This is a genomic window from Aeribacillus composti (assembly GCF_007827555.1).
Classification (GTDB): Bacteria; Bacillota; Bacilli; order Bacillales; family Aeribacillaceae; genus Aeribacillus; species Aeribacillus composti.
Map to the genome: position 1 here is coordinate 63,721 of NZ_VISS01000010.1, position 23,352 is coordinate 87,072.

Consider the following 23,352-nt stretch of genomic DNA (forward strand, 5'->3'; position numbering starts at 1 on the left):
TTACTCCCTCCCTGCTTCCGTCTGTTTAATTTCTTCGACCGGCACATAGTATCCATCATCATATTCAAAAGAGCGCAAAATCATGCAGATTATAACGCCGATCAATCCGATGATCGCAACCGGCATCCATTCGAAAACTAAACCGAATCCGGCTATAAAGAAGAAGATCGACATGATGAAAGGCCGCCCCGAATTTGATGGCATATGGATTGGTTTATATTCCGGCTTCTCTTCTTCTTTTCCTTCTTTCCGTTCCTTCTTCATCATCCACCAAGCGTCAAGACCTTTTACCTGCGGTGTTACGGCAAAGTTGTAATGCGGTGCAGGCGACGGAATAGACCATTCCAGCGTTCGGCCATCCCAAGGATCTCCCGTGAGGTCACGCTCGCCTTTAAAGTACGTGTACACAACATTAATACACAGGAAGATAAAGCCGATTCCCATCATAACTGCGCCAATAGTCGAAATGACGTTTAATTCCGTCCAGCCGGCATCTGCCGGATATGTGTAAATTCTTCTTGGCATGCCCATAAATCCTAAAACATATTGCGGCAAGAAACATACATTAAAGCCAAGGACGAAAAACCAGAACGTAATTTTGCCGAGCTTTTCATTTAAAATGACGCCAAACATTTTCGGATACCAATAATGAAGCGCTGCAAAGACAGCAAAGACCGTACCGCAAATTAACGTATTATGGAAATGGGCCACAAGGAAATACGTATTATGATATTGGTAATCGGCCGCAGCCATCGAAAGCATCACACCTGTAACCCCGCCGATGACGAAAGTTGGAATAAACGCCAAAGACCATAGCATCGCAGATGTGAATTTGATTCGACCTTTATATAAAGTGAAGAGCCAGTTAAAGATTTTTACCCCTGTCGGTATGGCTATCGCCATCGTCGATACAGAGAAAAATGCATTAACCGGGGCTCCTGAACCCATTGTGAAAAAGTGGTGCACCCAAACGAGCATACTTAATACAGAAATCGCCACCATGGACCAAACCATGGCTGTATAACCGAAAAGACGTTTTCTTGCAAAAGTTGAGACAACTTCTGAAAAAACCCCAAACGCTGGCAAAATGGCAATATACACTTCCGGGTGCCCCCAAATCCAGAACAGGTTCGCCCAATGCATTGGCACTCCATCGCCTGAAAGCGTAAAAAAGTGAGTGCCAAATATTCTGTCCAATGTCATTAATGCTAAAGCAACCGTCAATACCGGAAAAGCGAAAACAACCAATATAGACGTAATAAGCGTTGCCCATGTAAACATCGGCATGCGCATTAAAGTCATTCCAGGAGCTCTCATTTTTAGAATCGTTACAATGAAATTAATACCGGAAATTAATGAACCGATCCCTGAAATTTGCAATCCTAATAAATAATAATTTTGGCCCGGCCCCGGGCTGAGTTCATTTCCGGCAAGAGGCATGTATGCCGTCCACCCTGCATCCGGTGAGCCGCCGATCACAAATGAAATGTTGAACAGCAAGGCGCCAAAGAAAAACGTCCAGAAGCTGAGTGCATTCAAATACGGGAACGCCACATCTCTAGCTCCAATTTGGAGAGGAACTGCAATGTTCATGATCCCGAATATGAACGGCATTGCCATAAATAAAATCATAATGGTTCCATGTGTAGTGAAAATTTCATTATAATGCTGTGAATCTAAAAACGTATTATTTGGCACTGTCAATTGGGCGCGCATTAAAAGTGCGTCTACGCCCCCTCGGAATAGCATTAATACGGCGGAAATAATATACATAATCCCTATTTTTTTATGGTCAACAGTCGTTAGCCACTCTTTCCACAGCCATTTCCATTTTTTAAAATAGGTTAATACAAAAACTATACCAATAATTGTTAGTACAATGGCTGCATCCGCCATATATATAAGGGGTTCGCCGGTAACGAAAAATTCATCCCATTTCACAGCACGTTCCTCCTTCCTTCCGATTAATGTCCTTCGTGCTGATGGCTTTCATGTTCACGGTTATCATGATGATCAGATTCAACTTCCTCCAATTTTATGGTACCGTGCTTTTCTTTTGCAGGGATATTGTCTAAATGCTCGCCTGGTTTAGCAAAATCAACCCACGCCAAATGTGTTCCAGAAAAAGTCAATTTATCTTTTAAAACTCCGACTTGGATGATTTCGTTAAATTGTTTTTTCGTCAGCAATGGAGCTGATGCTTGTGTTTCTTTCACCCATTTATAAAAATCTTCTTTTTCCATTGCGTTCACATCAAATGTTTGATGGGCAAATCCTTCTCCTGTAAAGTTTGAATTCCGCCCTTTAAACGTCCCGACATGATCAGCCTGCAAATAAAGAGTCATTCCCATTCCAGCCATATTATATTTTTGTCCGCCCAGCTCCGGAATCCATAAAGCGCTCATCCCGCCGACAGCTGTCAATTTAAATTCAACTGGAACATCTTTTGGAATGTTGACATAATTGACTGTTTCAATATTTTCCTCCGGATAGCTGAAAATCCATTTCCAATCGGCTGCTGTCGCATGAATGACAATTGGTTCAACACCTCTAGATTCCTTCGGCGGTTTTTCAAGCTCAAAAGTCGCCTTAACCGTTGGTATCGCCAATGCAATGACAATCAACACAGGAATAGCTGTCCAAATGATTTCCAGAAGTGTATTTCCGTGCTGGTCAGGAGGCTCATAATCAAGATTTTCCGGTCTCTCCCTATATTTCCATAAAATAACTGCAAATAGCACAAAGATGACAACAATAATAAACAGCATAAACCAAATTGACCAAAGGATTAAATCCTTTTGAACCTCTGCTACAGGTCCTTTCGGATTTAATAAAACAAAGCGTTCACTGCAACCTGTCAACAAAAAAAGCAATGACAGTGGTAAAACCTTCATAAACAAGTTCAACCATTTTTGTTGTTGTGCCGGCATTTTCGATCCCTCTCAAATCAGAAATGTTTTCAATTTTCATAAAAAACCGACTTAATCGATTCAAAAAATAATTGAGTTGTAAATGAACTTTATCACATTTTTATCGAAATAAACTTTAATTCAAAAAACAGTCAAGAAACGATAAATTTTTTGTAAAATTTTTGCCACGAATCTGACACAATATAGAGAAATTCCGTTTTTTCAGGGAATCTTCTCTATATTTTCCATATAAAAGCTAATGGGAATGTATTTTCGAGGGATGTACGTGAAGAAGCTGAAAAATGACGTTTTCATCTGATTTCTTGAACCGATGTATCATTTAAATTTGCCAAGTGAGGAAATAAGCAGAATGGGTTAGCAGCCGATATGCCTAGACCTTGCCTAGTCAGGGGAAAAATAAACAAATTCATGCTGAAAGGAAGAGTAAATGGCGAATACGATTTTCTGTTCAAAAATAAAGCTCCTATCTTCATAAAATCGAGATAGGAGCTGAAGCTTTAGTGTAAATTCAATCCTTTTTTCTCAACAAATTGCTTCATGTACATTCTTGTCGGATTCGAAAGCATGCGAGCCATTTGGCCAGTCCAAGTATCTTTGCGAATCCCGTTTGTTCGCTGATCATAATAATTGGATACTATTTCATTATATTGTTCAAGCTCGCGCACATATGCTTCTTGATCTTGCTTATATTCTTCCTCATGATAAATATGCTCAAAAGGTATTCTTGGTTTTTTCGCCGTTTCTTTTGCAGGGTAGCCGACAGTTAATGCAAAAAGAGGGATGACCTTGTTTGGAATTTTCAACAGCTTTGATACTTCTTCTAAATTATTGCGGATGCCTCCGATGTAGCAAATGCCGAGTCCCATTGACTCAGCCGCCAACGCAGCATTTTGAGCGGCCAGTGCAGCATCAATGAGAGCTACCATAAATTTTTCAGTGCTCCTCAATGAATCTTCTACATTTTTGCCTTCCATTTCACCAATGACTTCATGACGGTGCAAATCAGCGCAAAAAATAAATAAATGTCCGCTCTTCTCTACGTAAGCTTGGTTTCCTGCCAGTTCAGCGAGCTTTTTTTTCGTTTGTATATTTTTCACCCCGATAATGGAATAGGCTTGCATGTAACTTGAAGTTGAAGCGGCTTGGGCGCATTCGACAATTAATCGGATTTGCTCATCTGTCAAAGGCCGATCCTCAAAATGACGAACGGAACGGTGATTTAAAATGGTTTTGATAATATCGTTCAACATAATCATCCTTTCTATGATCTCACTTATTTTTTGAAAAATCACACTTCTTCCAATCCAAGTATTAACATGAAAATGCTGCTCGTTCAAATGATTCGTATTGAAAAATACGTTTTTTGCAGCTCCTTTTTCAGTGAAGGCTCCAAGCACCTAATTTTACCATCGTATCTCAAACTATTCACTGCAACAATCCTGTATTGTAAACAACAAAATTTTTCGAATTTACGTTTTTAGAAAAATTAAATTTTAAAAACGACCCTATAAACATTTCACAATTTGTATGTGAATTCCTGCTTCTGTCCATTGATTTCCCAAAATAGGGCAGCACTTTTCTGAACCTAAAAAATAGGGATTGAAAAAACAAAAAAAATCATCTATTCTGATAATTATAGTTTCATATAGTGTTCCAAGCAGCAGGTGCGTCATATTGCATCCGGCAATATGCGCTTAAAAGGGAAGATTGGTGAAATTCCAACACGGTCGCGCCACTGTGATGGGGAGCTTTCGGCCAACATCCACTGTTTCAATTTTGAAATGGGAAGGAGGATCGAAAGCGATGATCCTAAGTCAGGAGACCTGCCTGTTGTATGCACTGCCACCTACGCGTCATAGGGAGGAGTGATGAAGCCATGTTGAGATTTAAGCCCTACATGTATCTCAACACGAGTTAGAGTCCACAATTCCCTCTTTTACGCGTAAAAAGAGGGTTTTTTTATTATGTGTTGAGATACAAATCAAATGGGGGTGTCAATATTGACATTAATTAGTTCAAATCTTGGCTATCCAAGAATTGGTGAAAGAAGAGAATGGAAAAGAGCGCTGGAATCATTTTGGAACGGAAACATTTCAGAAAGCAGCTTGGAGGAAACATTAAAAGATATACGTCTTCTCAATCTGAAAAAACAGAAGGAAAAAGGAATAGACCTGATTCCTGTCGGAGATTTTTCATTATATGACCATGTCCTCGATACTGCATTTATGTTTGGGTATATTCCTTCTAGATTCCAGCATATGGAGCCGACTTCATTAAAAACATATTTTGCAATGGCTAGAGGCTCTGATGAAGCAGAAGCAATGGAAATGACCAAATGGTTCAACACAAACTACCACTATATTGTTCCGGAGCTTGAAAATAAAACGCCGGCGTTAGTTAAGAACCGTCTGCTTGAACTTTTTCAGGAAGCGAAAAACGAGCTGAATATTGAAGCAAAACCGGTTTTGCTAGGTCCAATTACTTTTTTAAAGCTGGCAAAACAATACGATCAACACGATTTTCATAAACATTTGTCTGCTTTAATTCCTGTTTACGTCCAATTGTTGACGGAACTTGCTCAGGCCGGTGCGAAATGGGTGCAAATTGATGAGCCGATTCTTGTACAGGAGCTGGATGATTCATCGATTCCTTTGTTTAAAGAGGTATACGATGCTTTCCACAAAGCGCTTCCTTCGTTAAATATCATTTTGCAAACATACTTTGAAAGTATAACCCATTATCAAGAAATCGTGTCTCTTCCTGTCGCTGCAATTGGCCTGGACTTTGTACATGATCATGGTGTCAATCTGTCGAACATCAAAACGCTCGGCTTTCCGAAAGACAAAATTCTCGCAGCTGGTTTGATCGACGGCCGCAACATTTGGAAAGCATCCTTAGTATCAAAAGCTAAGGAAATCGATGATCTTGCGCAATATGTAGATATTGATAGATTGATCATTCAGCCTTCATGCAGCTTGCTTCATGTACCTGTCACAGTTCAAAACGAACAGAGCTTGCCGTCCATATTGAAAAATGCTCTTTCCTTTGCTGATGAAAAATTGGATGAAGTAAATGAACTCGCTCAATATGCAAAAGGGAAAAGAACGATCGATGATTTAAAACAATATGACCGCTCTTATACGGATTTTATCCATTCTTCCTTTCGGACAAATGAGAAGGTTCAAGAGGCCACCAAAAATATCGGAGCATATCCAACGAAACGCTTGGATTATACCGAACGGCAAAAACTGCATAAAAAAAGATGGAATCTGCCGATTTTACCAACTACTACGATCGGAAGCTTTCCGCAGACGAAAGAAATCCGGCAAATCCGCTTAAAATGGCGGAAAGGCGAATATACAAACGAGCAGTATGAATCGGTCATCAATAATGAAATAAAAAAATGGATTGACATTCAAGAACAGCTCGGTTTAGACGTATTCGTCCATGGGGAATTTGAACGGACCGATATGGTCGAATTTTTCGGGGAAAAATTAAATGGAATTGCTGTTACGAATAACGGCTGGGTGCAATCATACGGGTCACGATGCGTGAGACCACCGATTATTTACGGCGATGTAGCATTTGATCAGCCGATGACCGTAAAAGAAAGCGTATATGCACAATCACTGACAAGCAAGCCTGTTAAAGGGATGCTGACAGGACCTGTCACGATCCTAAACTGGTCATTTGTGCGCAATGACATCGACCGTATAAGCGTTCTTCGCCAGCTCGCCCTTGCCATTCGCGAAGAAGTGCTAGCTTTAGAGAAAAATGGAATAGGCATGATTCAAGTTGATGAGCCTGCATTACGTGAAGGATTGCCTCTGAAACAATCAAAACAAAAGGAATATATCGAAGGAGCTGCTGAAGCCTTCAAGCTCGCCACCAGCTCTGTTCGCCCGGAAACACAAATCCATACTCATATGTGCTATTCGCAATTTGAGGATATCATGGAGGCAATTGATGACCTTGATGCGGATGTCATTTCAATTGAATCTTCCCGAAGCCATGGAGAGCTTGTTCATGCTTTTGAAACGTATCAATATAAAAGAGAGATTGGCTTAGGCGTATATGACATTCACAGCCCGCGAATTCCATCCGTTGAAGAAATGGCAAAAAATATCGACCGCGCCTTAGCAGTGCTTGACGTGCGCCAGTTTTGGGTTAACCCTGACTGCGGACTAAAAACAAGATCAGTGGATGAAACGATTAGTGCTTTAAAAGTCATGGTCGAAGCTGCGAAAACCTATCGAGAAAAAATAACTGCTGCACAAATTTAAGAAAAGTGTAGGCCGATTCTCTCAGCAGTCAAATCCCGATAAAACCGGCAGAAATGTCAGTTTCTATACTTTCATTTAAAAAAGGAGCCTTGCCGCTCCTTTTTTACGTTTATAAAAGAAATCCCCTTTCGCCGACTTTCAAAAGCCGATCCTATATGTAAATATTTTATATCCACAAAATCTTATTAAAAGAAAATGTTTCACATCGTTGCTTTCTTCAGTTGAGCTGCACTTTCCTTAACATCATCCGCTAGACAAATGGCAGAAATGACGGAGATGCCGTCTGCTCCGCTAGCGATCACCTGACCGGCGTTGGCGATGTTGATCCCGCCAATTCCGACAATAGGGATGTCGATCCCTTGTTTGCGCATGCTTTCAATCAATTTTGGACCTTGTGGCTTTTTTGCATCCTCTTTCGTGTTTGTAGAAAAGATTGGCCCCACACCGATATAATCAGCGCCTTGGACAACCGCCTTTTGCGCCTCTTCAATTGTATGTGCAGAAACGCCTAAAATTTTGTCACCGATTTTTTTCCGGACAAGATCAGCCGGTTCATCCTCTTGCCCGATATGAACGCCGTCTGCATCTAGTTCAATAGCCAGATCAACGTCATCGTTGACAATAAACGGAATGTGATGTTTTTGGCAAATAGCCTGCAGCTCTTTTCCAAGCCGCCATTTTTCTTCGCCTGTTAAAGCCCTCGCACCTTTTTCACGGTATTGAAAAAGCGTAATTCCGCCTGCAATCGCCTCTTCAAGCACATCAGCAGGCTTCCTTTTGCAGTTTACACTGCCCATAATAAAATACACCTTTAACAGCTCCCGCATTTTATTTGCCGACACTCGCGCCATGTTTATCACCTTTGCTTTATTTTTTTATAAAAGACCCTTTTTTCAGCAACTCGTCTCCCGTCACCTTTGCCAGCTGGTTCAATAATTCGATTTGAAAGCTTCCAGGACCTTTTTCTTCCGTTAAATCAAATGCGATTTCTGCAGCGACCCCATAAGTGACGAGGCTGGCTACTGAAGCAGCAAGAAAGTCCTTTTCAACGGCTGAAAAAGCACCGATAATGGAAGTCAATAAACAGCCTGTTCCGGTAACTTTTGTTAAAATTTGATGGCCGTTTTGAATCAAATACGTTGTCTTCCCATCCGTTGCCACGTCTTCTTTTCCGGTAATGACTGCAACTGTATTCAGCTCTTCGGCCGCTTTTTTGGCCAGCGAAACAGGATCAGCAGCTGAATCCGCCGCATCCACCCCTTTCATTGCAAGCTTTTCACCTATCACATTGGCAATTTCAGGTGCATTCCCGCGAATAACTGAGATGCGAACCTCCTTTAATATTTCCCGAACAGCTTCCGTCCGGTAAGGGGTGGCGCCCGCACCGACAGGATCTAAAATGACTGGAACCCCGTGTTCATTCGCTGATTTTCCTGCAATGATCATTGCTTCGATTACTTCAGGAGATAATGTGCCAATATTTAAAACGAGCGCGCCGGATATTTTCGCCATATCCGCAACCTCTTCCTTTGCATACGCCATAACCGGAGAAGCGCCGATCGCCAGCAAACCGTTTGCAGTAAAGTTGGTGACGACGACATTCGTAATGTTGTGGACGAGAGGATTTTGGGCGCGAACCTTTTCTAGCGCCAAAATCAATTGTTCTTTATTCATTTTCTCACTCCTTCTAGAAAGCTAAAGCACCTTGCCCAAGCTGCAAAGTGCATCATGTATTGGAAATTATTCCAACAAATTCCGTAATTCCCCAACAAATTTGAACGATAAGACAGAAGAATTTGTATTTTCATGTTGATGCCAAAAGTTCTGCACCTGCTTTTTTATGATAATTTCTGCCAATCATTATACTCTCTTTTTATTTACAATCCAAATTTTCGTCTTCTTCATGAAAAATTTGCTCTTTATCCGCCTGCAATTGTTCATTTTAACATGACACTTTTTATGATATAATTTCAAATAAAACAATAATTTCGAATCAATATGCATGTTATTGAAAGAATATACATCTTTCATTTATAATAGACCAGTAAATGTCGAAACGAATTTCATTCTTTGATTCATTTATAAGGAGATACTTATGAAAAAATATTTTAGCAAAATAATTGCACTTGCTGTTTTTATAAGCCTAATGCTTATACTTTCAGCATGCGGTGCAGGAGGTTCTGAAGACGATAAAGGAGCAAGCAGTGAGAAGAAAGAAACGTTAAAGGTTGTTACAAACGCAGCATACGCTCCGTTTGAATATATCGACAAAGGTAAAGTTGTCGGCTTTGATATTGATTTCATAAACGCTGTGGCTAAAGAGGCCGGTTACAAAGTAGACATTAAACATACCGGATGGGATCCAATGTTTGCTGAAGTTCAAAGAAAACAAGCTGACTTGGCAGCTTCCTCTGTGTCCATTACTGAAGACAGAAAGCAAACATACGATTTTTCTGTTCCGTATTTTGAATCAACTCTTATGATTTTAGTTCCTGAAGACAGTGATATTCAAAATGCGCTTGATCTGAAAGGCAAAAAAGTTGCTGTCCAAAACGGAACAACCGGTCAGACAGCCGCTGAAAAAATACTTGCCGGCGATGGAACGGTTAAAAAATTTGAAGACAACGTCCTCGCGATCATGGAACTTCTGAACGGAGGCGCAGACGCAGTTGTGGCCGATAACGCGGTTGTCAACGAATATATTAAAAATAATCCGGACAAAAAATTGAAAGCAATTAAAGATCCGGAAAATTTCGATTCGGAGTTTTACGGTCTAATGTTCGCGAAAGGAAGCAAATTAAAACCAGAACTTGACAAAGCGATCAATACACTGTTTGAAAACGGAACGTACAGTGAGATTTATAAAAAATGGTTTGGTGTCGAACCAGATATCGATATATTAAAAAATCAGCAATAATTTTCAGCATTCCACAGGTATTTTGCTTGTCCGGAATGCACGCGGGGAGATATATGTATGAATTTTCGTTTTGATCTCATAGCTGAATATGCACCCTTTTTCTTCCAAGGAACGCTTGTAACAATTGGGCTCTCTCTTGGTGCAATCGCCATCGGCACCATTTTGGGTCTTTTTATCGGCATCGGGAAAATTGCTCAAAATAAATTTATTCGCCTGCCCTTTTCATGGTACGTTACATTTTTCAGAGGCACGCCTCTTTTTGTCCAGATGCTGCTCGTTCATTTCGGGCTCGTACCGCTGCTAATCGGTGATACGAATGGAATTATAGCAGCAATTGTTGCACTTTCTTTAAACTCTGCCGCCTACATTGCAGAGATATTCCGTGCAGGTATTCAATCGATTGATAAAGGACAGATGGAAGCTGCAAGATCTCTCGGTATGAGCCATAAACAGGCGATGCGCTATGTCATTTTGCCGCAGGCGACGAAACGGATGATTCCGCCTCTTGGCAATGAATTCGTCATTTTAATAAAAGAGTCGTCAATCGCCGCCATCATTGCCACCCCTGAGCTGATGTATTGGGGACGGGCTATGCAGGGGCAATATTATATCGTTTGGGAGCCATACCTCACCGTTGCGCTCATCTATCTTGTTCTGACATTGTCCTTAAGCAAATTATTAAGCTTTGTTGAAAGGAGAACAACAACCGGATGATTCAAGTAAAACATTTAAAGAAAAGCTTTGGGAATCTTGAAGTGTTAAAAGACATCAGTGTAGACATTAAAGAAAAAGAAGTTGTATGCGTCATTGGTCCATCCGGTTCAGGCAAAAGCACGTTTCTTCGCTGTTTAAACAAGCTTGAGGACATTACGGCAGGACAGGTTATCGTGAACGGTCAAGATATTACAAATCCAAACTTGGACATTAATAAAGTTCGCCAAGAGGTTGGAATGGTGTTTCAGCAGTTTAACCTATTTCCGCATAAAACAGTGTTGGAAAATATTACACTTGCTCCGATAAAAGTAAAAGGAGTCTCGGAACAGGAAGCAAACGAAAAAGCTTTGCAGCTGCTGAAAAAAGTGGGATTAAGCGAAAAAGCTTCAAGCTATCCAAGCGAATTATCAGGGGGCCAAAAACAGCGCGTTGCCATTGCCCGCGCTCTTGCAATGAATCCTAAAATCATGCTTTTCGATGAACCTACATCCGCCCTCGATCCAGAAATGGTCGGTGAAGTGTTAACAGTTATGAAAGAATTAGCGGCGGAAGGAATGACGATGGTCGTCGTGACGCATGAAATCGGATTTGCCAAAGAAGTGAGCGATCGAGTGATTTTCATGGACGGCGGATATATTGTAGAGGAAAACACACCTAGCGAGCTTTTTAACAATCCTAAACACGAACGAACAAAAGCTTTTTTAAGCAAAGTGCTGTGAATAAGGCAAGTATCCGGCATGCGGGTTGACTTAAACTCCTTTTCAATCAAATCTCATACGAATTCATTTCGGACAAGCCGAAAAGCTTGTCCTTTATCTTTTTCTCAATGGAGCTTCTCCCCTCTTACGCACTACGCACTCGTTCTTCATATATTATTTGCCATCAGCATCCAAAAGTGTTTGGACGGTAAGCCTTTCGTATATTTCCCAGCCTGAAGTTCCTGCTTGGAAGTACTATTTGAATTGTCGTAGCATCGCGGCTTGTACCAAAGTTGTTCAGTTTTTGAAGACTGACATTTCTCATCTTGGATTAGAAAGCAGAAGGCACAGATGCCGATAACACATCCAATTTTTTTAGGTCAGTAACTTTTTTTCTAAAAAAAAACAGGGTCTAAGACCCTGTAAGCAAAAAAACATTAAATTTCATATTTAAACTCACGGTATGCATCGATCAAAAGGAAAATTGCCGTTATGATATGCATCACCATTCCAACAATCGGAATCCATGCAATGCAGGAAGTAATAATTCCTAAAATGCTGCCATGCTTGTTTTTATTTGTTATAATGGCAAAAATCAACGTCACAAGGTGCAGTACAAACATAAACGCCAAAGGTGTCCATAGGAAAGATAATATAATCGTTCCACCTATAACTGGAATTCCGAAAAATGCTTCAAGACCCCCGCTTACCCATTTTAAAATGTTGACTACTGACATATAAATCCACCTCTGTATCCGTTTTTTCAATATACGAATTTGCGAATTGAAATGTTTCAAACATTCTTCAGCCCGGCACAAAAACTATTTTTGCAAGACAATTCATCTTGTTAGAGTTTTCACAATTTTTATTTTATGATAAAATCTTACAACAAAATAAATTTTAACGGGAGTTTATGGAGATGACATATAAACTTTTATTTTTGGACATAGACGGAACAATTTTGACACCGGATGATCAAATTCAAGAATCTACGAAAAGAGCTGTAGCTGAAGTTCAGAAACAAGGTGTAGAAGTCTTTCTGGCAACAGGGAGACCTTTGCATGAAATTTCGCATATCGGCAAAGAGCTGAACGTTCAATCGTTTATTGGCTATAACGGCGCATTTACGGTTTATAGGGGCCGCGAGATTTTAAAAGAGCCGATGAATCCAGATCTTGTTCAAAACTTTGTGCATACCGCCAAACACCATGGACATGAGCTCGTCATGTATACAAGAGAAAAAAATGTCCTTAGCTCGTTTGATTCCCCTGCTATGAAAGATTTCATTCAAAAATTTCATTTACAAAAAAATGAGTTGTTTTCGTATGATATCATCGATCAAGTTTTAGGAATGACGATATTAAATTTAGCTGATCGCGATGTTTCTCTTTATGAAAAAGACGATCTTATATACTTATCCCAAGTGAATATCGAAGGCCTGGCCCAATGCTACGATGTCATTAGGGAAAAGGTCAATAAGGGCAAAGCTGTCAAAGCAATATTAAATTATCTTGGCGTGCCAAAAGAAAGCGCCATTGCCTTTGGCGATGCCATGAATGATAAAGAGATGCTCTCAATAGTCGGCGAAGGTTTTGCAATGGGGAACGCAGATCCAAACCTTTTGCCATATGCGAAGCACCAAACAACAGACGTAACAAATTCCGGTGTCTATCACGGTTTGAAAAAGCTTGGTCTCGTTGAATAAGTAAGAAGACTGTGTAAATAGTCTTTTCCCTGCCAAATAGACAGTTGTAAAAAAAGATTATGCAAAACTGTGTTTCGGTATTCAGCTGGAGCACAATGCAAAAATTGTTCATGATGTTGTTTTACAGTGAGAAAAATACAACATTTCTATTTTAAGGTAAAAAAAGGACTCGATGCAGCGTGATCCAGGCAGATGTCTTTGCCAGAACGGCTGCCATGTGACCGAGTCCTTCTATTCTGCTTAGACGAATACCAGAAAAGAGAAAACTTGGCATACCCCCATCTTCAAGACCGGAGTGAGACATCTTTGTTTACATTGGAGAGAAAAAACGGGCGATGAAGGTTTTGCGGCAGGGAGAGGACCGAATTTATTTGACGAAATGAACTGAAAGGTCAGGAAATGTGCTCCTAATTATGAGCTCGAACCGATACAATATATATTCCTTTATCCGCATAAAAAGAAACGATTAGACTATTATTGAAATCATGAGCAATCGATTGGTGTTCAGAATTGCTGGAACATATTGAGTTAACTTTATTGCATATAGTTTATGAAGGTGTATTTATTTTATCCTCATGAGTGGAAAGGAGAAAAGGCTTTGATAAAAGCAATTATTTTTGATTTCGACGGTTTAATTATAGACACAGAGACTCCCTGGTTTGAGGCTTATAAAGAAACTTTAGGTTATTATAATGTTGATTTGCCCCTTGAACATTATGTAAAAAGCGTTGGATCAGATAATACAGTACTTTACGAGTTTTTCAAACAACAATTGGGAGAAAGCTGTAATATTGAGGAAATTGATGCCAAAGCAGAAAGCATTTATAAAGAAAAGATGAAAACACCTCAGGCACGTGAAGGTGTAAAGGATTATTTGCAAGAAGCAAACGATTTAGGATATAAAATTGCTATTGCTTCAAGCTCCACAAGGGAGTGGGTAACTCATTATTTAGATGAACTTGGGGTGTTAAACTATTTTAATACTATTATCACACAGGATGATGTTGAGAAGGTAAAACCGGCACCTGATTTGTATTTAAAAGCAGTTGATGCCTTAAATATCAGCTCAAATGAAGCATTAGCATTTGAAGATTCTTTAAATGGGCTCCAAGCAGCTCTAGCTGCTGGACTGAAATGCGTAATTGTGCCAAATCCAGTAACGAAGTCTTTACCTTTCGAAAATTATGATTTACGACTTCAATCCATGGCAGAAAAAAGTTTAAGTGATGTCATAAAACTTATTGAACAATAAAGAATTAAAATCTCGTATTAATGCTAAGGCTCTATCAAATAATATTTGATAATCCCGCTAGATAAAGAACCCCCAAGGAGGTCCTTTATCTAGCTGCTTCCTCAATGAACACCACCTGCAAATGTTTTCGTGAAATCATTTACGTGTGCACTCATTTCTTTATAACGAGTCCAATGAAGATAATGATTTCCTTCTAAAGTAACTATTTTACTTGAAAAACTGCGGCTTAATTTCGTTTGATAAAACGTTACCATTGGATTTCCCATCTTCGTTCACTCGATCTTCTTTCGAAGTAAAAATCAAGACAAAGGATACAACAAGAAGCAAATGAAATAAAAAATATATTGAGCAAACAGTCAATTTAACTTTCCCGCCTGATATGCCTAGAAATGGCTTTGGTCATTGTTAAATTCTCTTCGGAATAAGTACCTTTTTCAGCTACTAGGAAGGAAATCATCAGGAATGATATATAATGCCAATCGTGCAATTCCAATTGGTGAAAACATACTTCATATATTCGGACATTGTTGGAGCTGACTCGCCGAAATACTCTAAAACCTGCGGCAAGGTGAAATCAATCCCTATAACTGCTTTCACTTCATCTGGGTATGCATTAGCATAATACATGCTGTATATGCCAGAAATAGAGTGCGGCATCAATATGTAAGGACCTTCTATATTTGATTTTAAAGCGGTTCTAATTCCCTCCACTATATTTTCCACTGTTCGTTCCTTATTCGTTACGTTGCTCCAACCATATCCAAAGCTCTCTACTACGACCACTTTATGATTCTTTGCCAATTCATTTACTAAGGGGTCGAAATCTAACACGGGAGCTGCTGTGCCTAAACCGCTTAATAACACAATCGTGTTTTCTCCATCACCTTTTGTATAAACGTGCATATTCTTTCCATCTACTTCAACTAATTGTCCTAATGGTGGATATTTTGCTTATACACTGTCATGATGTGATGGAAAACGCCTCAAATCAGAGCCGCTGTAATCATAAACAAAAAAATATTTTTTGGAATTATCCAAAATCAAGATTTCTTTTTACTGTTCATTCTTTCACTTCTCTCTATAAAACATTCTATTGGATCGGCTATGCCAACGCCATTCGAACCATCTCTCCCGCCCTGATTCCTTTGCAATAGGCCAATTGCTTGCAGAGGTTAAACAATAGCCAATGTTAAAAATGAAAAACGCGAATTTTCTAAAGGGTGCTTTTCTTCAATAAGGAAGCAGAGCCTTTTTCTTAATAATGACGAAATGTTTGCTTTTTTCGTTCCAAAAAAATCCCCTCTAAGTATATGGGCCTTGTCCACTGTCTACTTAAAGAAGATCTTATCAAAATTGGTTCTTTTTTCTTTTACCTTGTCAAAAAATATTTATATAAAAATATTTGAATTCGAGATATTTTTCGGTTATGATAATATCAAAACAAAAGGAGGAAAATAACAAATGGCAAATTTTCAATTAGATAAGGTGCACAGCTCTATTTCTTTCCAAGTAAAACACTTAATGGTTTCCAAGGCAAAGGGAGAATTCACTCAATTTGATGTAGAAGTTGACGGCGATGTTGATCAGCTCGAATCTGCAAAAGTAAAAGTAACAATTCAAGCTTCTTCTATTGACACAAAAAATGAAGACAGAGACAACCATCTTCGTTCCGGGGATTTTTTTGATGTCGAAAACTATCCGGTCATCACGTTTGTCAGCGAATCTATTAAAAAGGTTTCCGACGATGACTATGAAGTAACAGGAAAATTGACAATTAGAAATGTTACTAGAACCGAAACATTCAAAGTAGAATTCAACGGTCAATCGAAAAACCCGTTGGACGGAAGCATTGTCGCAGGATTTGATGTAGAAGGAAAAATCAATCGGGAAGATTATGGTTTAACATGGAACGCTGCTCTTGAAACAGGAGGATTCCTCATCGGCAAAGATGTAAAATTATTCGGCAGCTTCGAATTTGTCATTAGCTAATCTTTCGCAGGCAAGTGATTTGCCCTTGGCCGCACATGACGGCTGAGGGCTTTTATTTTAAGAAAATTTAGCAAAAAAATGTCATTCATACCTCTCTAATGAAAAATCCCCTGCTTATAAAGTTTACTTTTCTTTTATTTTTTGTTATTATTCATAATATTTCAACCGGAGAAGGAGGAAAACAGCATATGTCCCATCAATCATTGCAACGCCACTTGCCGCCTTACCGAGCAGATCATGTAGGCAGTCTGTTAAGAACAGACCGAATTAAACAAGCCCGATTGAAAAAAGCAAATGGGGAAATAACAGCTGAGCAATTAAGAGAGGTGGAAAACGAAGAAATCACACGCATCGTCGAAAAACAAAAGGAAATTGGCCTCAAAGCGGTGACAGACGGCGAATTCCGAAGAGCTTGGTGGCACTTTGACTTCCTTGAAAATTTAGTAGGTGTGGAAGGATACGACACAGAGACCGGAATCCAATTCCATCAAAAACAAACAAAATCTCATTCTATTAAAGTTGTTGACAAACTAGATTTCAACGGCCATCCGATGCTTGAAGATTTTAAGTTTCTAAACAGCATCGCTTCCGGCCATACAGCCAAAATGACTATCCCGAGCCCGAGCATGCTTCATTTCAGAGGGACGATTGAAAAAAGCGCTTATGAAGATCAAGACGAGTTTTTCCACGATTTAGCCCAAACGTATAAAAAAGCGATTCAAGCATTTTACGATGCTGGATGCCGTTATTTGCAGCTGGATGATACATCATGGGCATATCTTTGTTCAGAAGAGCAAAAGGAGCAAATGCGGGCCCGCGGCTTAAATCCGGATACGTTAGGACAATTGTATGCGAAAACAATTAATGAAGCTGTTGCCAATCGTCCTGATGATATGAGAATTACGATGCACATATGCCGAGGCAATTTCCGTTCCACTTGGATTTCATCCGGCGGCTATGAGCCAGTGGCGGAAATATTGTTTGAAGGCGTAAATGTGGACGGCTTCTTTTTGGAATACGACAGCGAAAGAGCCGGCGGCTTTGAACCCCTTCGCTTCGTAAACCGGTCAAATTTATCCATCGTTCTCGGCTTGATCACGTCAAAATTTGGAGAATTAGAAAATAAGGATGAAATTAAACAGCGCATTGATGAAGCATCCCGATTTGTTGATCTCAATCAGCTTTGCTTAAGCCCTCAGTGCGGTTTTGCATCAACTGAGGAAGGAAACCTGCTCACAGAGGACGAGCAATGGGCAAAACTTCGCCATGTCGTAGAAATTGCCGAAGAAGTTTGGAAATAATCGTTTACTAAAGAAATACTTACATAAGTGTGTAATGTTAAGAGCCTGTTGAGCGTGAATTTCGTGCAATGAACTGTCAATTAAGCGAGGCTTGTGGAAAGAATGTGGCGGAATTTCGATAAAGGGCAGCAGCTTGCTTTACCTATATGGATTGATTTCATCGTTCATTCCGAAGCAATCGCAGCATGTAAGAGTTCCAAATTGAACCTTTTTCTGCTTTGCGAAAGCTCTATTCGGGTTATGCATCAAGAATCAATATTTCTAGAAATGATACGCCAGGAAACCGTAAATTGCAGCAGCTCTGTTTTTCTTTTGGAAAATTTGATTGCGAGTTACTGACATTTATTTTTCCAAAATAAGGTGCTGCCCGCTCATCAGATTATTGAGGAAAATCACCGTAATGACCTGTTTCTTCCGTTCTATTATTCTGGAAAATATGTAAAAAGGGGTGTTTAATAAGTCGTTTTTACGGCTTATTGACGCCCCCATTAATGTTTTAGAAACGTTGTGATTTTTTGTTTTCAATGGCGATTTGACTTTCTAAGAGCCCCTTTTTCTTTTTGACAGTATCATCATCAGATGTTTCTGAACAATTTACGAACTTAACAGCAAATATTTATGCTTTACAGCAGAGCTTAATTCGTCGGGAGAGCCTTCAAACACGATCGAGCCTTTGTTTAAAATATATATGCGGTCTGCAAGCTCAAGCGCCATCGATAAATTTTGTTCAACTAAAAGCATTGTAAGACCTTGCTTCTTTAATTCACGAATAATTCGTTTCACTTCCTGAACCATCAATGGGGACAATCCTTCTGACGGCTCGTCAAGCAGCAGTAATTTAGGATTCGTTAGCAAAGCGCGTCCAATTGAGAGCATTTGCTGCTCTCCCCCGCTCAAAGCCCCTCCCATCGATGCTTCTCTTTCTTTCAGCCTTGGAAACGTGTCATAAATTTGTTCTAATGTCCAGCCATTTTCGGCAGGCCTATAAGTGGTCATTAAATTCTCCTTTACAGTCAAATTCGGAAATATTCTTCTCCCTTGTGGAACAAGAGCAACGCCTAATTTCGAAACCTGGAAGCTCGTCTTTGATTGAATTTCCTGTTCTTCAAGCACAATTTTTCCTTTTTTTGATTGAATGATTCCCATGATAGAATGAATCGTTGTTGTTTTCCCCATTCCGTTTCTTCCCAGCAGGACGGTTACCTTGCCTTGTTCAACCGTTAACGAAACATTATGGAGGACGTGGCTGTCGCCGTAAAATGTATTTAAATCTGAAACTTTAAGCATGTGCTGCCGCTTCCTCCTTTCCAATATATATTTCGTTCACCCTCCTGTCGTTTCTCACTTCATTTGGATCGCCGTCAATGAGAATCCCTCCGTCATATAAAACGACCATTCTATCCGCCAGTCCAAATACGACCTCCAAATCATGCTCAATAATTAAAACGGTCAAGTCCTTCGGCAAATTGTGCAGCAAATCGACAATATAATCCGTTTCCGCCTGCGACATGCCGGCAGTCGGCTCATCTAATAATAAAACTTGCGGATTGATCGCAATGCCAAGCAAAATTTCGATTTGCCGCTGTTCGCCGTATGACAGCTTTTTCACTATTTCATTTGCACGCTTTTCCAATCCCCAAGTTTTGATCAATTGGTTTGCTTCCTCGAAAAGCTTCGGGTATTTTTTTTCGTTTCTCTTTTTAAACCACACGTTTTGCAAATGATGTTTCCGCTGTAAAACTAATAATAAATTGTCAAGCACCGTCAGTTCATTCAACAAATTGTTTCGTTGAAAGGTACGGACGATTCCGGCGTTTGTCCGTTTAAAGTTGGCAACATTCGTTATATTTTCTCCTTTATAATAAATAGACCCGCTGCTCGGCTTCAGGTCGCCGGTTAAAATGTTGAAAAAGGTCGTTTTCCCGGCTCCATTCGGACCGATAATGCCTATCCGCTCACCTTTTTTCACTTCCAATGAAACATCCTTAAGAATTTCAAGACCGCCAAAATGCATGCCCACGCGATCAATCTTCAAGATTACATGATTCTCCATGCCCCATCCCTCAATTCTTCACATCATTGTTATACAACGCATTGGATTTTTTTCCGGAAATAGCTGACAGCTTGTTGGATTTTGAAAACGACTGCAAGAGCAATTTTCCAAGCCCGACAATTCCTTTTGGGAAAAATACGACAAACAAGATAAAGATAATCCCGATAATCATCATCCACATGGTCGTATAAGAGCTGACAATCGTTTCTAAAATGACGATAAAAGCTGCGCCCAAAACGGGCCCGATCATTGTTCCAGAACCGCCGATAAGAACCATAATTAAAACAGAGCCAGACATCGTCCAATATACATCGCTAGGCGAAATGAAGCTGTTAAAGCTTGTATATAACGATCCTGCTACTCCGCCGAGCCCGCCAGCTATAACAAATGCGGCAAGCTTATATAGTGTTGTATGATAGCCCATCGATTTCAATCTTGTTTCGTTTTCGCGAATCCCTATTAATACTTGCCCAAAAGGGGAGTGTACGATGAGGCTTAAACCGCCATAGATCAATATAAACAAAAGCAATATCAAATAATAAAAGTAAACCGGGTTTGAAAAATCAAGTGATCCAATTAAAGGGCTTGGAATGCCTGATAATCCGTTTGAACCGCCCGTGATAGTTGTTGACTGGTGGACAAATGAATAAATCATTTGCGAAAAAGCCAATGTTAACATAAGAAAATAAAAGCCGCTCACCTTTACGCAAAAAATTCCGATGATGGCGGATGCAATGATTGCAGCCGCAAGTGAGGCGAAAAGAGTAAGGAAAAAGTTTGGAGATATCTCCCTTGCAAGAATGGCGGACATATAAGCCCCGACTCCAAAAAACGCCGCATGGCCAAGCGAAACCAGCCCGGTATATCCGACCAAAATATTTAAACTAAGAGCGAAAATAGCTAAAATTAAAATTTCAGTTACCAAATTTAAATAAAACAAAGAAAAGATAAAGGGGGAAAAGATGAGCAACATAACTGCGGCAATAAGAGCGAAACCTTTTTTGTTCAATGCTTAACCACCTGCCTTCCGAGCAATCCGTTCGGTTTGACGATTAAGACGACCGCCATTAATCCGAAAACAACGAACAAGCTTAACTCAGGAACTAAAAATCGGCAAAAAGTCTCAACAATCCCAATCGTTAAGCTGGCCACAAACGTTCCAGCGATCGACCCTAAGCCCCCTATAACGAGAACAACTAATGCCAAAATAAGCGTTTGGAATTCCATGCTTGGATAAAGCCCGAGGATCGGCGCAGCAATGACTCCGCCAAAACCTGCTAAATATCCCCCTATGAAAAACACGACGGTAAAAACTAGTTGAATATTTACGCCTAAAGCACATATCATCTCTTTATCGCTCAGTCCAGCGCGAATGATCGCCCCCCAGCGCGTTTTTTCTTGAATGAACCACAACAGCCCCGCTAAAATTAAACCTATTGCAATTACAGCTAAACGATAGACAGGAAAGGCTTGATTAAATAAGGTTACCGTACCTGATAAACTTTGAGGCAAAGGGATCGATAAAACATCCGATCCCCATATCGCCGCTGTCATATCATGAATGACATACGCAAGTCCAAATGTTAACAATACTTGTGACAGGTGCCCTAGCTGATAAGTCGGCCGCAATAAGATCATTTCAATAATGAGAGAGCAAACGGCTACTGCTAAAGGTGCAATGATTAAGGCAAGCCAAAAATTTTGTCCAGAATGGACGGTAATCGAATATGAGACATAAGCTCCTATCATATACAACGATCCATGCGCCAAGTTCAATACTCCTAAAATGCCAAAGACGAGCGACAATCCGCATGTAATGACGAAGAGCAAAAGCCCGTATGAAATGCTGTTTACTAGCTGCGCCCCGATAATATCCATGATTATCACCTCTTTTTTTACTATTTTCCTGGATCTCTCACCTCTTCAATAATTTCAATCACTTCGTTTTCCGTCTGTCCATTCACAAGCTTGGTTTCAATGATATACATGTTTTGAATAACGTGGTGGGTCTCCTTGTCAAACTTAATCGGGCCTCTCGGGCTTATGAATTCAACATTAGAAATCGCTTCTACCACTTTATCTGGATCTGAGGCGTCGCCGTCAAGCGTTGTCAGCGCTTCTGCGATAATTTTGGCAGCATCATAGCCTTCCAATGCTTCAATGGTCGGGCGTTCATTATATTTCTTTTCAAAAGCCTCTTTAAACTGTCTATTTTCTTCTGTTTTTATACTATAATCCCAGAAAATAGAGGAAATTGTTCCAACTCCTGCGTTTCCTTGTGATTTCCGCACGTCCTCTGAAACAAGCCAGCCGGAACCAATTAATTTCTTATCTTCTTTTAACCCGAATTGATCGTATTGCTGAACAAATCTCACCGCATCACTTCCTGCGAAAAATGCATATACTGCTTCAGCCTTTGCATTTTTAATCGTGGTCAAATAAGAGGAATAATCATTGTTTCCGAGAGGCGGGTAAACTTCACCGACAATTTTTCCTCCTGCGGCAGTATAAGCTTCTTTAAACGCTTCAGATACTTCCCGTCCAAACGCATAATCTGCTGCTGCAATGTACATTGTCTTTCCTACGTTATGAAACGCCCATTCTCCTAATGAATTGCCAATCTGCCACGAGGAAAAAGAAGAACGCCAAATATAGTCACTTCGTTTGCTTCTCGTTAAATCATTTCCTCCCGCATGCGAAACAAGGAACGGAATTTTTTTCTTATCCACTTCATCGCGAATGGCATAGGCTACCGCCGTGCTTACCGTTCCTGTTAAAATGTCCACTTTATCTTGATCAATCAATTTTCTCGCTTTCCTTAATGCTACTTGCGGATCAGCTTCACTGTCTTCTTTAATAATTTCGATTTTTTTGGAGCCAATTTTCCAATCAATGCTGTCAAAATACAGCTCCATACCTTTGTGCAAATGCTTTCCAAGTGAAGCATAAACCCCTGAATCTGGAAGCAGCACACCAATTTTTATTGTTCCTCCGCTTTTGCTCCCGCCTTCCTCTTTTTTCGATGTTGACTGAATCGCGCTGTTGCCACAAGCCGATAAAACGGCTAAGAAAACAACCAGCATAATCAAAAATAACTTCCTTTTCATCAAAATCCCCCCGTACTTGTTAAGTAAAACGCTTTCAGAATTCGCCTCCCCTTTTTTTAAAACGCTTTCATTTTTCTGGGTTTCTTTTCTCCTCCCTTTTCCTCCGGAACTAATATTTCAAATATTATAATATATCTGAATTTTTAAAATTTCAATATTTTTTATTCATTTCGTCAAAAAAACATATAGTCAATGAAAATTATGATCGTCGCAGAAAACGCTGTAAATTCTTATTTTCCTCATCATTCAATCTTCATTTTTTCTTTAAAAACGAAAATTTTATTATTTATTTTTTTTACACTCGTCATACAAACAAATGGCTTGATGAATAAATTTTATTCGTAATTGCTTTAGAAAGACAGATGAATATCCTAAGCTTTTATTTGCAGAGGATTTTCCGCAA

21 protein-coding genes and 1 riboswitch are annotated in these 23,352 nt (G+C 39.8%); of the genes, 8 read left to right on the forward strand and 13 right to left on the reverse strand.

All coding sequences use genetic code 11. The features are described 5' to 3' along the window. The 3 genes from qoxB to nfsA form a co-directional block, all read right to left on the reverse strand. On the reverse strand, window positions 1-1,941 hold the full coding sequence (gene qoxB / locus FB379_RS07020) for a cytochrome aa3 quinol oxidase subunit I (protein ID WP_144597612.1): 1,941 nt from the start codon (window positions 1,939-1,941) through the stop codon (window positions 1-3). A gap of 23 nt (window positions 1,942-1,964) precedes the next feature. After that, window positions 1,965-2,930: a cytochrome aa3 quinol oxidase subunit II gene (gene qoxA, locus FB379_RS07025; protein WP_063389080.1), complete on the reverse strand. Its 966-nt coding sequence runs from the start codon at window positions 2,928-2,930 to the stop codon at window positions 1,965-1,967. 497 nt (window positions 2,931-3,427) lie between these two features. Then, on the reverse strand, window positions 3,428-4,177 hold the full coding sequence (nfsA, locus tag FB379_RS07030) for an oxygen-insensitive NADPH nitroreductase (protein ID WP_144597614.1): 750 nt from the start codon (window positions 4,175-4,177) through the stop codon (window positions 3,428-3,430). A gap of 398 nt (window positions 4,178-4,575) precedes the next feature. Further along, window positions 4,576-4,775, forward strand: a riboswitch (cobalamin riboswitch). Between the two features lie 140 nt (window positions 4,776-4,915). On the opposite strand from nfsA, the gene metE reads away from it, so the two are divergent. Then, window positions 4,916-7,213, forward strand: coding sequence for a 5-methyltetrahydropteroyltriglutamate--homocysteine S-methyltransferase (gene metE / locus FB379_RS07035; protein WP_277874797.1), 2,298 nt, complete (start codon window positions 4,916-4,918; stop codon window positions 7,211-7,213). Window positions 7,214-7,413: 200 nt separating this feature from the next. Here the strand turns inward: metE and thiE are convergent, their stop codons facing one another. After that, window positions 7,414-8,064 (reverse strand): thiamine phosphate synthase, encoded by a 651-nt coding sequence (gene thiE, locus FB379_RS07040; protein WP_063389082.1) that lies wholly within the window; start codon window positions 8,062-8,064, stop codon window positions 7,414-7,416. 16 nt (window positions 8,065-8,080) lie between these two features. Then, complete coding sequence (thiM, locus tag FB379_RS07045; protein WP_063389083.1) at window positions 8,081-8,887, reverse strand: hydroxyethylthiazole kinase; 807 nt, start codon at window positions 8,885-8,887, stop codon at window positions 8,081-8,083. Window positions 8,888-9,308: 421 nt separating this feature from the next. Between thiM and FB379_RS07050 the strand changes: the two genes are divergently transcribed. The 3 genes from FB379_RS07050 to FB379_RS07060 are packed head-to-tail and all read left to right on the forward strand — an operon-like array spanning window position 9,309 to window position 11,563. Next, the gene (locus tag FB379_RS07050; protein ID WP_144597618.1) at window positions 9,309-10,130 is read left to right on the forward strand and encodes a basic amino acid ABC transporter substrate-binding protein; all 822 of its coding nucleotides are present in this window, start codon (window positions 9,309-9,311) and stop codon (window positions 10,128-10,130) included. A 57-nt stretch (window positions 10,131-10,187) separates the two neighbouring features. Continuing rightward, window positions 10,188-10,844, forward strand: a complete 657-nt coding sequence (locus FB379_RS07055; protein WP_063389085.1) for an amino acid ABC transporter permease — start codon at window positions 10,188-10,190, stop codon at window positions 10,842-10,844. Continuing rightward, complete coding sequence (locus FB379_RS07060; protein WP_063389086.1) at window positions 10,841-11,563, forward strand: amino acid ABC transporter ATP-binding protein; 723 nt, start codon at window positions 10,841-10,843, stop codon at window positions 11,561-11,563. The genes FB379_RS07055 and FB379_RS07060 overlap by 4 nt, the downstream gene beginning before the upstream one ends. 416 nt (window positions 11,564-11,979) lie before the next feature. Here FB379_RS07060 and FB379_RS07065 read toward each other — a convergent pair whose 3' ends face one another. Further along, entirely contained in the window at window positions 11,980-12,279 is a 300-nt protein-coding gene (locus tag FB379_RS07065; protein WP_063389087.1) for a hypothetical protein, read from the reverse strand. A gap of 182 nt (window positions 12,280-12,461) precedes the next feature. Between FB379_RS07065 and FB379_RS07070 the strand changes: the two genes are divergently transcribed. Both FB379_RS07070 and FB379_RS07075 read left to right on the forward strand, forming a co-directional pair. Further along, the gene (locus FB379_RS07070) at window positions 12,462-13,247 is read left to right on the forward strand and encodes an HAD family hydrolase (RefSeq protein ID WP_063389088.1); all 786 of its coding nucleotides are present in this window, start codon (window positions 12,462-12,464) and stop codon (window positions 13,245-13,247) included. 601 nt (window positions 13,248-13,848) lie between these two features. Then, the gene (locus FB379_RS07075; protein ID WP_235600489.1) at window positions 13,849-14,499 is read left to right on the forward strand and encodes an HAD family hydrolase; all 651 of its coding nucleotides are present in this window, start codon (window positions 13,849-13,851) and stop codon (window positions 14,497-14,499) included. A 101-nt stretch (window positions 14,500-14,600) separates the two neighbouring features. Here FB379_RS07075 and FB379_RS18745 read toward each other — a convergent pair whose 3' ends face one another. Further along, window positions 14,601-14,753: a hypothetical protein gene (locus tag FB379_RS18745; protein WP_242009306.1), complete on the reverse strand. Its 153-nt coding sequence runs from the start codon at window positions 14,751-14,753 to the stop codon at window positions 14,601-14,603. A gap of 202 nt (window positions 14,754-14,955) precedes the next feature. Continuing rightward, entirely contained in the window at window positions 14,956-15,402 is a 447-nt protein-coding gene (locus tag FB379_RS18750) for an alpha/beta fold hydrolase (protein WP_242009307.1), read from the reverse strand. Between the two features lie 558 nt (window positions 15,403-15,960). On the opposite strand from FB379_RS18750, the gene FB379_RS07085 reads away from it, so the two are divergent. Together FB379_RS07085 and FB379_RS07090 are read left to right on the forward strand one after the other, a co-directional pair. Beyond that, entirely contained in the window at window positions 15,961-16,488 is a 528-nt protein-coding gene (locus tag FB379_RS07085; protein WP_066251402.1) for a YceI family protein, read from the forward strand. Between the two features lie 188 nt (window positions 16,489-16,676). Beyond that, window positions 16,677-17,789, forward strand: a complete 1,113-nt coding sequence (locus FB379_RS07090) for a cobalamin-independent methionine synthase II family protein (protein ID WP_144597620.1) — start codon at window positions 16,677-16,679, stop codon at window positions 17,787-17,789. Window positions 17,790-18,383: 594 nt separating this feature from the next. On the opposite strand, the gene FB379_RS07095 is transcribed toward FB379_RS07090, so the two are convergent. Genes FB379_RS07095 through FB379_RS07115 form a run of 5 tightly spaced genes read right to left on the reverse strand, consistent with a single transcriptional unit; the run spans window position 18,384 to window position 22,949 of the window. Continuing rightward, window positions 18,384-19,076: an ABC transporter ATP-binding protein gene (locus FB379_RS07095; protein ID WP_130156897.1), complete on the reverse strand. Its 693-nt coding sequence runs from the start codon at window positions 19,074-19,076 to the stop codon at window positions 18,384-18,386. Next, window positions 19,069-19,842 (reverse strand): ABC transporter ATP-binding protein, encoded by a 774-nt coding sequence (locus FB379_RS07100; RefSeq protein ID WP_144597622.1) that lies wholly within the window; start codon window positions 19,840-19,842, stop codon window positions 19,069-19,071. Before FB379_RS07100 ends, FB379_RS07095 begins: the two co-directional genes overlap by 8 nt. Window positions 19,843-19,852: 10 nt before the next feature. Further along, on the reverse strand, window positions 19,853-20,851 hold the full coding sequence (locus FB379_RS07105) for a branched-chain amino acid ABC transporter permease (RefSeq protein WP_117016885.1): 999 nt from the start codon (window positions 20,849-20,851) through the stop codon (window positions 19,853-19,855). Then, window positions 20,848-21,720 carry a branched-chain amino acid ABC transporter permease gene (locus FB379_RS07110; protein WP_063389096.1) on the reverse strand — a complete coding sequence of 291 codons (873 nt, stop codon included), beginning with the start codon at window positions 21,718-21,720 and terminating at the stop codon, window positions 20,848-20,850. The genes FB379_RS07105 and FB379_RS07110 overlap by 4 nt, the downstream gene beginning before the upstream one ends. Before the next feature lie 20 nt (window positions 21,721-21,740). Beyond that, window positions 21,741-22,949 (reverse strand): ABC transporter substrate-binding protein, encoded by a 1,209-nt coding sequence (locus FB379_RS07115; RefSeq protein WP_144597624.1) that lies wholly within the window; start codon window positions 22,947-22,949, stop codon window positions 21,741-21,743. Window positions 22,950-23,352 lie beyond the last annotated feature (403 nt).

Bases quoted from the DNA above. Each gene is read 5' to 3' on its own strand.
- FB379_RS07060 (WP_063389086.1), top strand. From the start codon at position 10,841: ATGATTCAAGTAAAACATTTAAAGAAAAGCTTTGGGAATCTTGAAGTG.
- FB379_RS18745 (WP_242009306.1), bottom strand. From the start codon at position 14,753: ATGGTAACGTTTTATCAAACGAAATTAAGCCGCAGTTTTTCAAGTAAA.
- FB379_RS07095 (WP_130156897.1), bottom strand. From the start codon at position 19,076: ATGCTTAAAGTTTCAGATTTAAATACATTTTACGGCGACAGCCACGTC.
- thiE (WP_063389082.1), bottom strand. From the start codon at position 8,064: ATGGCGCGAGTGTCGGCAAATAAAATGCGGGAGCTGTTAAAGGTGTAT.
- FB379_RS07050 (WP_144597618.1), top strand. From the start codon at position 9,309: ATGAAAAAATATTTTAGCAAAATAATTGCACTTGCTGTTTTTATAAGC.
- thiM (WP_063389083.1), bottom strand. From the start codon at position 8,887: ATGAATAAAGAACAATTGATTTTGGCGCTAGAAAAGGTTCGCGCCCAA.
- FB379_RS18750 (WP_242009307.1), bottom strand. From the start codon at position 15,402: ATGCACGTTTATACAAAAGGTGATGGAGAAAACACGATTGTGTTATTA.
- FB379_RS07055 (WP_063389085.1), top strand. From the start codon at position 10,188: ATGAATTTTCGTTTTGATCTCATAGCTGAATATGCACCCTTTTTCTTC.
- FB379_RS07090 (WP_144597620.1), top strand. From the start codon at position 16,677: ATGTCCCATCAATCATTGCAACGCCACTTGCCGCCTTACCGAGCAGAT.
- metE (WP_277874797.1), top strand. From the start codon at position 4,916: ATGGGGGTGTCAATATTGACATTAATTAGTTCAAATCTTGGCTATCCA.
- FB379_RS07065 (WP_063389087.1), bottom strand. From the start codon at position 12,279: ATGTCAGTAGTCAACATTTTAAAATGGGTAAGCGGGGGTCTTGAAGCA.
- FB379_RS07110 (WP_063389096.1), bottom strand. From the start codon at position 21,720: ATGGATATTATCGGGGCGCAGCTAGTAAACAGCATTTCATACGGGCTT.
- FB379_RS07100 (WP_144597622.1), bottom strand. From the start codon at position 19,842: ATGGAGAATCATGTAATCTTGAAGATTGATCGCGTGGGCATGCATTTT.
- FB379_RS07115 (WP_144597624.1), bottom strand. From the start codon at position 22,949: ATGAAAAGGAAGTTATTTTTGATTATGCTGGTTGTTTTCTTAGCCGTT.
- qoxA (WP_063389080.1), bottom strand. From the start codon at position 2,930: ATGCCGGCACAACAACAAAAATGGTTGAACTTGTTTATGAAGGTTTTA.
- FB379_RS07085 (WP_066251402.1), top strand. From the start codon at position 15,961: ATGGCAAATTTTCAATTAGATAAGGTGCACAGCTCTATTTCTTTCCAA.
- FB379_RS07070 (WP_063389088.1), top strand. From the start codon at position 12,462: ATGACATATAAACTTTTATTTTTGGACATAGACGGAACAATTTTGACA.